Origin of the sequence: Microcoleus sp. B6-A1, assembly GCF_036705085.1 — a bacterium.
Classification (GTDB): Bacteria; Cyanobacteriota; Cyanobacteriia; order Cyanobacteriales; family Microcoleaceae; genus Microcoleus.
Genome location: NZ_JAUBTU010000063.1, coordinates 29,943 through 42,117 on the forward strand (window position 1 = coordinate 29,943; position 12,175 = coordinate 42,117).

A 12,175-nucleotide genomic window follows, 5' to 3' on the forward strand; every position below is an offset into this window, starting at 1 on the left:
TAGTACCTGTGCCGCTGTTAGTACCTGTGCCGCCACTATTAGTACCTGTGCCGCTATTAGTCCCTGTGCCGCCGCTATTAGTACCTGTGCCACCGCTATTAGTACCTGTGCCGCTATTAGTACCTGTGCCGCCACTATTAGTACCTGTGCCGCCGCTATTAGTACCTGTGCCACCGCTATTAGTACCTGTGCCGCCGCTATTAGTACCTGTGCCGCCGCTATTAGTACCTGTGCCGCCGCTATTAGTACCTGTGCCGCTATTAGTACCTGTGCCGCCGCTATTAGTACCTGTGCCGCCGCTATTAGTACCTGTGCCGCCGCTAGAAGGAGTTGTGCCCTCAATGGTGAAGGGATTGTCGTTTACGCGCGGTATTTGAGCTGTAGTGAACCTAGATTCATCTAGCGAGTTCGATCGAACATCAATCAACACCGCCAAAAATTCCCCAGTTCGCCTGTCCCTAATAATCGTGTTGCTAGAATTCGAGCCTTGGCCCTGGAAAATTTCTAACTCTGTAAAGTTCAGACCTCCAGCCAGACCGATCGAATCTCCGGCATTAAAATCTCTAATTACATCCGCATCGCCGATTTCGCGGCCGCCAGTAGTGAGAAACCCGTTGCCAGCCGACGTGCCCACCCTACCGAGAACAAAGATATCCGATCCCTCGCCTCCTGTCAGAGTATCCGACCCGCGATCGCCCGAAAGAACATCATCCCCAGCATCTCCAGACAAAGAATCATTCTCGTCGCCCCCGAAGATCAGGTCATCACCCTCGCCGCCGTCACCAGTATCGTTACCAACACCGCCGGTGATGACATCCCCGCCCTCCTGGCCCAACAAAATATCATTGCCCCGAGCGCCGAGCAGGCAGTCGTTACCAGTGTCGCCAAAAACAGTGTCACTGCCCTTGTCGCCCAAAATCAGGTCGTCCTCCCCACCACCGCGCAGACAGTCATTGCCTTTTCCGCCGTACAGCGAGTCGTTGCCTTCAGCACCCAAGACAATATCGTTGCCCTGGTCGCCAAAAGCTACGTCACCGCCCTCGTCGCCAGAAACCAAGTCATCGCCTTTGCCGCCCCGCGCCGTGTCATTACCGCGCCCGCCCTCAACAAAATCTTTACCAGCGCCACCGTTGAGAGAATCGTTACCGTCTTCGCCCCTGAGTAGATCGTCTCCGTCCCGACTCAGAAGCGTGTCGTCGCCGGCACCCCCGGCAATCGTGTCATTGAACAAGCTGCCGATTAAATAGTTACTGCCGTCATTTGCGACAACTAAGCCATCGACAAAAAGTGGCTCTGGGGGAGGCGTGGGAACTGTCAGAGTTGGCCGCGGCACCGGCGTGATCGAAATGTCCGGGCCCGTCCCCGTCATCCCTGTCGAAGTCCCCGTCATCCCTGTCGAAGTCCCCGTCATCATTGTCGAAGTCCCCGTCATCATTGTCGAAGTCCCCGTCATCATTGTCGAAGTCCCCGTCATCCCTGTCGAAGTCCCCGTCATCCCTGTCGAAGTCCCCGTCATCCCTGTCGAAGTCCCCGTCATCATCGGCTCCGTTCCCGACGACGGCGTAGGCTGCGGCACCGTACCGCTATCCAAACTATCCCCGTTCTCATCGGGTAGCCGCCCTTCGAGAAAAATTAGTGGTACTGCACTTGGCATTGTTCCGACTCCTTGCGACGCTACTCAAAAACTACTAAATAAACTTAAAGTCAGATGCAGTAATGACGGTGCTGAGCGCTCCCGGCACTGTAGGAATAGAATTCAACACTGCCAAATCGAAAGCTGGGAGACTGTCATCTGCCACATTCGGGTCGAAGCCGAGAACGTACTTGTTAAAAGTATTGTTCAGGTACACGAAGAAAGCTCCCGTTTTGCTCGAACCCTTTTGATTCTTCAACACTGCATTTACTGCTTGAGCGTTATCAAATTTAGATTCAAACAAAATGACTGATTGCTTGCTGATGTCGTCGCCGCTAGACCCGATATTCCTGACGATAAAACTGGTGAAATCGAGAGTAGTTCCTGAGTTGGTTAAACCTGCGAAATTTGACGACCTGAACAAAAATCTGTCGGTCTCGCTGCCGTTAGCGTTAAAGTCAGCAATCACGTCCACACCTTCGCTGGGAGTTTCGTAGTAGAAGAAATCATTGCCCGCATCGCCCGTGAGCAAGTCAGAACCGACACCACCGCCCACAATGTCATTGCCTGCACCGCCGGAAAGCGAGTCGTTGTCATCGCCGCCCAATACCAAGTCATTGCCGAAGGCGCCGCTGAGACAGTCGCTGCCGGCACCGCCGTCGAGAGTGTCGTCGCCCGCTTGGCCGTCGAGGGAGTCGCTGCCGGCCTCGCCCAACACGTAGTCATTGCCCGAACCTCCGAGTCCCGTGTCGTTGCCTTGTCCACCCAAAATCGTGTCATCGCTGTCGGCGCCCAAGATGGAATCGTTATTGATACCGCCGTCGAGCAAGTTTCTGCCCAGTCCACCGTCGAGGATGTCGTCGCCTGCACCGCCGTCGAGGGAGTCGTCGCCAATGCCACCAAGTAAGGTGTCGGTTCCAGCGCCACCAAGTATCGAGTCGTCGCCGGATTCTCCCAACATCGAGTCATTGCCTGTTCCGCCGTCAATGGTGTCGTTGTTGTCACCGCCCAGGAGGTTGTCATTGTCATTGCCGCCGAACATCAGGTCGTTGCCCAGTCCGCCGATCAGCGAGTCTATGCCGTCTTGGCCGTCAACGGTGTCGTTGCCCAGTCCGCCGTCAACGGTGTCGTTGCCGATCGCACCCACCAGCGAGTCGTTGCCTGTTTCACCGAATACGAGGTCGTTGCCGCCATTACCATCGATCAGGTCGTTGCCGTCGCCCCCAGAGAGGGTATCGTCGCCCGCCCCGCCGAGGATGAAGTCGCTGAGGTTGCTGCCTGTAAAGCTGCTGGCAGGGAGTGCGCTGCGATCGACAATATTATCTACCACCGTGATGCTGAAGGATGCCGGCCCGATAGTTGCAGAGCCGTCGGAGGCTGTAAACGTGAAAGTGTCGCTGCCACCTGTCGCCAGCAAGTTGTATTTGACGATGTTGTTGTTGATATCGTCTTGCGTGAATTTGCCGCCGACGTTGAGAAAGGTGCTACCCCTTTGGACAAAACCTCTGGTAGCATCGGGGGCTTTAGTAATCGTGTAAACGATTTCCAAGGGGCTGTTGTCGGGATCTGTGATTAACAAATCGGCGGCAGTGATTGTCTGGATAGGATTACTTTTGGCAACCACTACACCGTCGTTAATTATTAGCTGCGGCGGGTTACTGACGTTGATGGTTACTACCGCCTTACTTGTGCCGCCGCTGCCGTCTGAGATCGAGTAGCTGAAGCTGTCAGTACCCGAGAAGCCCGGATTCGGGGTGTATTTGAATACGCCGCCGCCCACGGGAACCACGCTCCCTTTGCTTGCTGGAGCAAAAGTCGTGACAGTCAGAGCGCTTTGTTCCTGGTCAGTGTCGTTCAACAGAACGTTGAAACTGAGTTCTTGACCCGCAACCGTGGTGAAGTTGTCGTTAACTGCTCTTGGAGGTTGGTTAAAGATGGGCGTCGGCGGCGTCGGACTTCCTGTCGGCGTCGGACTTCCTGTCGGCGTCGGCAAATTCGGTGTAGGGAACGTCGGCACCGGCTCTGTCGGCGTTGGTGTCGGCGTCGGTGTCGGACTTCCTGTCGGCGTCGGACTTCCTGTCGGCGTCGGACTTCCTGTCGGTGTCGGTGTCGGCGTCGGTGTCGGCGTCGGTGTCGGCGTCGGTAGCGGAAGGGGAGTTGCGCTGCCGGGAACTGTGGGGGCAATTACAAATGAGCTTCGCCCTAGGGTTCTGCTGTCTACTCCGGGCAATACTGCTAAAAAGTCGCCGCTGACGCCGTTGCGAATAATCGTACTGCCGGCTTTGGTCTCAGTGCTTTGGAAGATTACCAAATCTTCAAACTTGAGGTCGCCGGTTAACCCGATTAAATCTTCGCCTTGGCGAAAGTCTGTGAAAATGTCGGCATCGGCGATATCGGGGCCGCCTGTGGTGATAAATGCCGGGTTAGTGCCGTCGCTGCTGCTGCCACTGGGAGAACTGAAGGCACCGATGACGAAGACATCTCTGCCTTCGCCTCCTGCCACTACGTCTTTGCCTGCTTCGCCCCAAATAACGTCGTTGCCAGCACCGCCGTCCACGATGTCATCACCGTCGCCGCCGAATACGATGTCGTCGCCGTCGCCGGAAAAAAATGTATCCCCGCCGGCGTTTCCGTATAGCCAGTCGCCTCCTTCGTTGCCAAATACCAAGTCTTCGCCGTCGCCGCCGAAGAGCGAGTCGTTGCCTTGGTCGCCCCACACGATGTCGTCGCCTCGATCGCCCAAAAAGCTATCGTCGCCAGCACCCCCACGCAAGCTGTCGCTGCCTTTTCCGCCGTAAGCCGTGTCTCTGCCTTCGCCTCCGATTACCGTGTCGTTGGCGTCATTGCCATACAGCAGGTCAGGGTTATTTGCCCCGTCGAGGCAGTCGTTGCCTTTGCCTCCGTACAGGGTATCGAGTCCTAAACCGCCGTCGAGAACGTCGTTGCCCTCATTGCCGAACAGCACGTCGTCATCGTCGTTGCCAAATAGTAAATCGTCGCCCCCGACTCCTTGCAGGTTGTCGTTGCCTTGCAGCCCGGAAATCACGTCGGGCCCGGGACTGCCAACTAAGGAATCGTTGATTTCTGTGCCGCGGACTACGCCGCCGATGACTGCAGGCGAGGTACCTTGGCCTCCGCCCCCTGTGTCGTCTATGTCGCCAATTGTGTCGTCCCCGGAGGGAGGTGTTGGAGGTGTTGGAGGTGGTGCTGGTGTTGGAGGTGTTGGCGGCGTCGGAGGTGGTTCTGGTGTTGGAGGTGGTTCTGGTGTTGGAGGTGGTTCTGGTGTTGGTGTTGGTGGTATAATTACTGCTGGCACTGCACTTGGCATTATTTTGGCTCCTTTAAACGACGATCCCGATTAACTTTAAGAACTGATTAGTATCAGTTTGTTGCCACAAATCTGGCTTAAAATTGATTAATAACCCCATTATTTCTAACATACTAAATCAAAACTGCAACGGCTATAGATATTTTTTAAGCGGGGCATCTTTTGATATCAAAATATTAATGATTGCACGTTTTGATGCCTAGGTTGGGTATACTTTAATATCGCGCCATTTCGATATATAACCTAGAATTCTGGCTGGGAGTCAGCCCAGTGTACTTATCCAGAATCCGAAAAAAAAAAATCTTCGCCGTCATAATTTTTTCTTCCCGAATGTCGAATGCTGAATACAGATGTGCGCCTTGCCTGCAGAAGCGAATGCCTTATGCTGACTGCTGACAAGAAACAGAGCTGTTAATTAGGGGCAGAAGCGGCCCGGTTTGTTCTTGTCCACTGACGGATAGTTCGCTGTGGCAAAGGTAAAGCAGGGAACAGCGACTTAACAAATCTAGCAGAATTCGCCGCAGTCGCTGTTGGTCGGCCGCCGTTTCCTCTTCGGTTTCCCAGGGTCGCCCCAGTTGCGATCGCAAAAATAAGGGAGCGCCAAACAATGTCGCCGCACCGCCGCTCAGCCACAGGGGCGAGCCGGCATCCAGCCAAAAGTGCCATTTGTGGGCGCGGCGGCTGCTGCGGTACTGGAAGATGTTGGCGAGGGTGACGGCTCTGGCTGCTGGGCCTTCTGGACGCACTGGAAAGGGGTTGGCGGTGACGGTTCCTTGGCGCAACAACTGGATGAACCGGGCGATGGTTTCTGAGTCGCCGCCGTTGGTTGGTTCTACGCGCTGCATTCGCCCGTGGATTTCCCAGTAGTGGCTGGCTGTTTCCATTAACTCGCGCAGGGCTGCTAGCCGATCGTAGGGCAGGTATCTGTCGTTCATGAGAAATTTCTGGATGGCTCGATCGAGTAGGGCAATTGGGCTCGGCAACAGCCGCTCCTGCTGTTGCGATCGCTGTTGTTCGATCCACTCCACAATCTGCTCGTAGGCCCTGGCTGCTCGGTGTCCCAGTCTGTCCCACCGGGGAAAAGCTGTAATGGGCAGCAATTGAGGTCGATCGATATCGGGACAAAAACAGTGATCGGCGATTAAACCTGCTCTCACTTGGTCGATCGATTTTTGATTGTGAATTTGAGATTTTAGATTGAACGTCGAGTTGGAATCTTCTGTTTCCAATGAACTGTGTTTCTGGCTGCCCAACACTACGAGCATTTCGGCTGCGCCGTCTCGATCGACTAAACGGCCGAGTCCCGGATAAACTAACGCTAACAAAGTGAGTAAAGCTCGAATCTCTGGGGTAGTCGAGAGCGGCCGCTGATCGTTGAGAGATACGGCGGCAATATTATCTCGCGCCAGAATTTCCGTTAAACTGTAACGGGCGATCGCATCCATCCCAGGGGCAATTACAGCGATTTCCTGCGGTTCCACGGCTTGTGACTTCACCGCATCGACGATGATTTCGGCGGTTTCTCGCAGCAGTTGAGCGCGGGAAGTGGTTTGGAGCGATCGAACTTTACCGGGCAAACTCAAGCCTAAAGGATAAAAACCCTCAGAATTAACTGCTAAACTTACCGCTAAATCTCCAATCTCTGGGGCTAAACCGGCTTTTGCGTCCAAATTTTCCACGCTTTGACAGCGGCTTTCGAGTCGGGCTAGGTATTCCGTGTCAGCTCCCAAGCCCAAACGCACTCCTCCATCTGGATTGTAGGAGAATGCTCCCGCTGCACCTTGGTCGAGCATTCGATCGAACAAATGGCGACTTATCGCCGGATAATCGTCAACATCGTCTGCGATCACAGCTTGATATCTAGAGGCCAAATGCTGCTGGTAACTGACATCCGGCAACAAATAGCGCCAGTAGAGTTCGCAAACAATCCCGTAAGTCAGGAACCCCCGCGTCAAGCACCATTCCCGCCACCTTTCGAGCAACTCTCCCATGCTAGTCCACAGGTTTGTCGAGCCGCCGTCAGCCGCAAATCCCTGTTCCAGAATGCTGGGAATCTCTTCTCTCGGTGTACCGCTGACAGCAGCAAGTTGTAATAAGTCTAGTGTTCGACGCACCATTCGGTTTGGACTTACCCCTGTTTTTTGCAAAATGCCTTCGTCTAGTTCGCGACGCCAGAGTCTCGCGGCAAGTTCCAGTTCTGTTTCAGGTTGCAGCCGTAGGGGAAATTGAGCTCTCACATCCAGCGACTGAACTAGCAGGGGCCAAAATAACAATACTTCCTGCTCAAAAAAACCGAAGGGCGTTGTGGAGTGAAAGGTATATTTTCCTTCGGTAGCGACGGCGATGCGATCGGCCAATTCTAGCCGGTTGTCTCCGTTAGCTGCTAAGACTAAAATTGCTGGGGCAGTTTGTCCAGCCCGCCGCCGCCCGGAACTCGATCGCCCTGAAACTGTTGCAGGCAGAGGCTTGACAGTTTTGCTCCAAATGCAGAACTGCTCGACTAAACGAGTGGTTTTGCCACTGCGGGCAGATCCGACAATCCAAATTGAATCTTCGGTGGCAGTTCTTAATTTATGTAAATTTGTTACCATACCGTGAATACTTTAATCACTAATGTCTACAGCCCACTAACCAGCTTTAGCTATGAATACTTCTCCCTGGAACAGGATTGTAAAATATCTCTACAGCCTTCACCAATGGTATCGAGAAACGCCTGAGAGGGCTCTAGAACAGGCCTACGATGCTGCGTTAGCAATTAAGGCGATCGAAGACGAGCATTTTGGCGGTCAAGGAATCTCTGAGCGATCGGGAGATTACGGACAAAGCACACTGTCTTACTTTAAATCCGAACTGCAAAAATACCTCAAGGTCATCCAAACCCGAATGGTTGAGTTTAATGCTAGCCGTTCTTTTTTGGAACTGCCGGAGCGAGTGGGGGCTAAACCGAAGGCGGGGCACAGCGCTGATTATCACCAGCACGGATTACATCTCAACAATAAAGATAGAGCATCCCTTATATTTGAGAAGCTAGAGTTTATTGATGCAGTCATCGACAAGTATATTAATAATAGTAGATCGACGGCAATTGTTCCGGTTGTAAGTTCAGTAAATGTGCAGGCAAAATCTACCAAAAATAGCACTTCTCCACCTGACCAAAATAAAGGTTCAGCTAATTCTGTTAAAATTCACGATGGTGAGGTTGACACTAACTATGAAGAAGTGAATTTATTACCGCGATCGCTTTTGGGAACTTTGAATCGAATCACTAAAGATTTAGATCCGGGAGCTGAAAAAGAAGTAGTCAAGAATTTTCGCAATTCCAAAGTAAAAACAATTATTTCTCTCAGATTTATTTTGCTTTTGATTTTAGTTCCGCTGTTGACGAATCAAATTGCCAAAAACTTTTTAGTCGGCCCGGTAGTTGACCATTTTAGAGGCAAAGAAAATGCTCCACTTTTCATAAATGTTAACCTGGAAGAAGAAGCATTCCAAGAGCTGGAGAGATTTGAGCAGCACCTCAAATTTCAAAGGTTAATAGGCATTGCTCCGTCGCTTTCTTTAGAGGAAACGGAAAAGAAGATTGCCGAGAAAGCAGTTGAGCTAGCGGAGGAATACCGATCTGAAAGTGGTGGAGCTATTAAAAATATTTTTGCCGATTTGATTTCCTGCATTGCCTTTGCCGCGATTATCGTCACTAACAAGAAAGAGATTGAGATTTTAAAGTCTTTCATGGACGATGTGATTTACGGCCTCAGCGACAGTGCGAAAGCTTTCGTAATTATTTTGTTTACAGATGTGTTTGTCGGATTCCACTCGCCTCATGGTTGGGAAGTAATTCTCGAAGGTTTATCTAGGCATTTGGGACTACCAGAAAATAGGCAGTTCATATTTTTGTTCATTGCAACGTTTCCAGTGATCTTGGATACGGTATTTAAGTATTGGATATTCCGTTATTTAAACCGGAGTTCGCCTTCGGCTGTTGCTACGTACAAGAATATGAACGAGTAATCAGGGGCGAAGGAAGTTCGGCAACGGATTATGTAGCGGATGTAACGGATGTCAGTCCGAGGGATGTCAGGAAGAAGGAAGTTCGGCAACGAGCAATGTACGGGATGTAGCGGATGTAACGGATGTCATGAAGAAGGAAGTTCGGCAACGAGCAATGTACGGGATGTAACGGATGTAACGGATGTCAGGAAGAAGGCAGAAGGAAGTTCGGCAACGGATTTTGTAACGGATATAACGGATGTCAGGAAGAAGGCAGAAGGAAGAAGGAGAAAAAGATGTAATAATAGCAAGGGTTTTAGGCATTAATAACGTCCTCATGAGGGCGTTTACTGCACACAGAGTGGCTTACCCATAGCGCATAAAACCATTTATTTTTTGCGTGAGGAGTGGTTTAATTAAGTTGATATACTTAAGGTTTTGGGACTCTAAATTTTATTGTTGGGGGGGGTCTCGCGCGCACCCACAAGAATTTTATCAAACTTGACAGTCATCAAGGCTCGGCTCAGGAAGCGTAAAATTTAGATGCGCCTTGGTCGATCGAAAAAAAAGGCGATCGCCCGCAGAATCTCTCGAAAGAAATCAAAAGAGCGATCGCATTCCCAAAACTCATTACCAATTACCAATGACCTAATTCCAACGCTTCTTGCGCTGTCGCTGGCTTGCCACCGCCTCCACCAGCCCTAGGCCCAGAAAATTACTCAGCAGCGACGCATTCCCGTAACTTAGGAAAGGCAGGGGAATGCCCGTAACCGGAGCCAAGCCAATGTTCATCCCAATATTTACGAACACCTGAAAAATCAACATTGACAGTACGCCGATCGCCAGCAAAGAACCAAAATTATCGTTAGCAGTTTGAGCGATCGTCACCAACCGGAAACAAATTATCCAGAACACCAACAACACGCTAATACAGCCAATAAAACCCAATTCTTCACCAATAGCTGAAAAGATAAAGTCCGTATGCTGTTCGGGAATAAAGTTAAGCTGAGTTTGCGTTCCCTGAAACAAACCCCGGCCCTTAAGTTCCCCAGCGCCAATAGCAATCCGAGATTGAATCAAGTGATATCCGCTGCCTAAAGGGTCTTTCTCGGGGTTTAAAAACCCTGTCAGACGCATTTTTTGATAATCCTTGAGCACATTCCAAAAAACTTGTCCGAGGTGTCCCGAAACAACGTTCACCAATACAGCACCGAAAGTGCCTAACCAGGGCCAAGGCAGGGTTCGCCAAGCAATAATACCCGCAACAACTACCCAGGCTATCCAAATCGGTGTAGACAGGTTATTGAAGAGAACTGAGATGAGAGGAGAGAATAGCAATATTAGCCAGCCGGGATTGACATTTCCCCAGTAAAACATCCCCATTGTGATCGCGCCGAAGACTAAGGAAGTACCTAAATTTGGTTCGGCAAATATCAATCCCCAAGGTACAGCCATAATCGCCAGCATCCTCAACATATTACCCACCGTGGGGACAGTCTTGTCGTGCAGGAGAGCTGCTAAAGTGACAATCATTCCTACTTTGGCAAATTCTGATGGTTGCAGGTAAAAGCCGCCGATGTTGATCCACCGCTGGGCACCGAGCCCTGTAGTACCGATAAACCGCACTGCGATCAGGGACAAATTGATTAATATGTAAATCGGCCATTTCCACTCAAGCAGTATTTGGTAGCGACAGCGGGAAATGATGATGGCGAGGAACAAACCGACTGCCCCAGTTACCCAGTGCCGCCACCAGTCGATCAGCCCCTGGTTGATTTCGACGCTGCGGATCATGACTCCCCCGAAGATGGTGAGGGCGATGCAAGCGCCAAACAGCCAAGGGTCTGCTTCTTCCCAGGGTTTGAAGATTGATTTCCAGCGGTTTCTGACTTGTATTCTCTGCAACATGAGGATTTTAGATTTTAGATTTTAGATTTTAGATTATCGAGCCGATTTTCGGAAGTTGTGGATATATTTTGGATTCAGAGTCTGCACCTTACTTGAGAAGCCTCGGTGTGAGTACCTCAGATTATTCGGGGAGTTGTAGGGATGTTCCGGGAACGGAAGAAGGAACGCCCAACCGGGTATCTGGGTATTCTATTTTTTTCTGTGCGGTTACTTAATTTATTTTGCGATCGCACGTGCTCAGAAACCGGGTTTTTGTCGAGAAGACGCCTTACAACTCGCAGATACCGCTAAAAACCCGGTTTCTTGGGTTTTAATTCGTAAGCCCTAGAATCGTCAGGCCGGTTCGTAAAGGTACTCGAAGCCGTTCCCATCTGGATCTCTGCCGTAAAAAGATGCAGTACCGTCGCGGTGTTCGTGAATGTGGGTGACGGAAACACCATCGGCTTTGAGTTGTTCGTAAGCGGATTCCATTTCGGTACGATCGTCAAATACAAACCCAAAATGCGGCCCTGCTTGGTCGTAACTCGGACTCAACAGCGCCAATCCGTCCTCTCCTGCTTTCAAATAAGCCCAGTCTGCATCTTTCCAGACTAACTCCATACCCAAGTTGCGGTAGAATTCTGCAGACTTCTCTATGTCTTGCACGCAGACGGCTACGTGTCCCAATCGTTTTAGTTTCATATCTACAAAGTTTATGGTTGTTCTTTCATTTATTGTATCTATTTTCTGATTTCTTGCTGGATTAATTAGGTATTTTTTCAGTTTTTTTGTCGCGGCTAACTGTACTTTTTCTACTTGTTTGCTGGCGTCCATTTCGCTGAACAGTTGAAGGGCGCGGTCAAAATTTTCTTGGGTTTTCTCGATGTTAGCAAGTTTTTGTTCTGTCAGTGCTAGTTGATAGCAAGCTTCGGCTCGGTCTAATTTGGCGCTGGCTCGATCGAGTATTTCTATTGCTTCTGCATGGTGCTGTAGGGCTTGGTCAAATTCTCCCGGTTCTCGGTACAGCGCTACTATACCGCTGAGAGCTTTGGCTTTGATGGTAGTGTACTGGTTTTGGTCGGCGATCGCGATCGCTTGGCGGTACAAGCTCAAAGCTTTGTCTGTCTCTGGCAGGTTTTGATAGGTGGCGGCGAGAAAAACTAATTTGTATCCCGTACCCACCAACTGACTGTTTTCCCGATCGGCATAAAGTTTTTCGGCGAGATCCTCCGCCTGTTTTTTGGCTCCGACACAGGAGTTGAGGTAAGGAATGAGAATTAAATAACTTCCACAAGTTTGTGGGATGGGCGTCCCGCCCGTCCTTTTTGGACGGGCGGGAC

7 protein-coding genes and 1 pseudogene are annotated in these 12,175 nt (G+C 50.9%); 2 read left to right on the forward strand and 6 right to left on the reverse strand.

Going from position 1 to position 12,175, the window contains the following annotated elements:
- The 3 genes from QUB11_RS21465 to QUB11_RS21475 all read right to left on the reverse strand — a co-directional run.
- Positions 1-1,654 (reverse strand): calcium-binding protein (locus QUB11_RS21465; RefSeq protein WP_333391686.1); only part of this gene is annotated, 1,654 nt, incomplete at its 3' end.
- Positions 1,655-1,688: 34 nt separating this feature from the next.
- The gene (locus QUB11_RS21470) at positions 1,689-4,961 is read right to left on the reverse strand and encodes an Ig-like domain-containing protein (protein WP_333391688.1); all 3,273 of its coding nucleotides are present in this window, start codon (positions 4,959-4,961) and stop codon (positions 1,689-1,691) included.
- 380 nt (positions 4,962-5,341) lie between these two features.
- Positions 5,342-7,552 carry a recombinase family protein gene (locus QUB11_RS21475; protein WP_333391690.1) on the reverse strand — a complete coding sequence of 737 codons (2,211 nt, stop codon included), beginning with the start codon at positions 7,550-7,552 and terminating at the stop codon, positions 5,342-5,344.
- 52 nt (positions 7,553-7,604) lie between these two features.
- Here QUB11_RS21475 and QUB11_RS21480 point away from each other — a divergent pair, with 52 nt between their 5' ends.
- Together QUB11_RS21480 and QUB11_RS21485 are read left to right on the forward strand one after the other, a co-directional pair.
- The gene (locus tag QUB11_RS21480; RefSeq protein ID WP_333391692.1) at positions 7,605-8,969 is read left to right on the forward strand and encodes a proton extrusion protein PcxA; all 1,365 of its coding nucleotides are present in this window, start codon (positions 7,605-7,607) and stop codon (positions 8,967-8,969) included.
- Positions 8,970-9,017: 48 nt separating this feature from the next.
- Positions 9,018-9,275 (forward strand): hypothetical protein, encoded by a 258-nt coding sequence (locus QUB11_RS21485; RefSeq protein WP_333391694.1) that lies wholly within the window; start codon positions 9,018-9,020, stop codon positions 9,273-9,275.
- A 321-nt stretch (positions 9,276-9,596) separates the two neighbouring features.
- Here the strand turns inward: QUB11_RS21485 and rodA are convergent, their stop codons facing one another.
- The 3 genes and pseudogenes from rodA to QUB11_RS31335 all read right to left on the reverse strand — a co-directional run.
- Positions 9,597-10,856 carry a rod shape-determining protein RodA gene (gene rodA, locus QUB11_RS21490; protein WP_333391697.1) on the reverse strand — a complete coding sequence of 420 codons (1,260 nt, stop codon included), beginning with the start codon at positions 10,854-10,856 and terminating at the stop codon, positions 9,597-9,599.
- A 333-nt stretch (positions 10,857-11,189) separates the two neighbouring features.
- Positions 11,190-11,537 carry a VOC family protein gene (locus tag QUB11_RS21495; RefSeq protein ID WP_190661613.1) on the reverse strand — a complete coding sequence of 116 codons (348 nt, stop codon included), beginning with the start codon at positions 11,535-11,537 and terminating at the stop codon, positions 11,190-11,192.
- Positions 11,538-11,855: 318 nt separating this feature from the next.
- Positions 11,856-12,017: pseudogene (locus tag QUB11_RS31335) on the reverse strand (hypothetical protein); the annotation flags it as partial.
- Between the last annotated feature and the right edge of the window lie 158 nt (positions 12,018-12,175).

Bases quoted from the DNA above. Each gene is read 5' to 3' on its own strand.
- QUB11_RS21470 (WP_333391688.1), bottom strand. From the start codon at position 4,961: ATGCCAAGTGCAGTGCCAGCAGTAATTATACCACCAACACCAACACCA.
- QUB11_RS21475 (WP_333391690.1), bottom strand. From the start codon at position 7,552: ATGGTAACAAATTTACATAAATTAAGAACTGCCACCGAAGATTCAATT.
- QUB11_RS21480 (WP_333391692.1), top strand. From the start codon at position 7,605: ATGAATACTTCTCCCTGGAACAGGATTGTAAAATATCTCTACAGCCTT.
- QUB11_RS21485 (WP_333391694.1), top strand. From the start codon at position 9,018: ATGTCAGTCCGAGGGATGTCAGGAAGAAGGAAGTTCGGCAACGAGCAA.
- rodA (WP_333391697.1), bottom strand. From the start codon at position 10,856: ATGTTGCAGAGAATACAAGTCAGAAACCGCTGGAAATCAATCTTCAAA.
- QUB11_RS21495 (WP_190661613.1), bottom strand. From the start codon at position 11,537: ATGAAACTAAAACGATTGGGACACGTAGCCGTCTGCGTGCAAGACATA.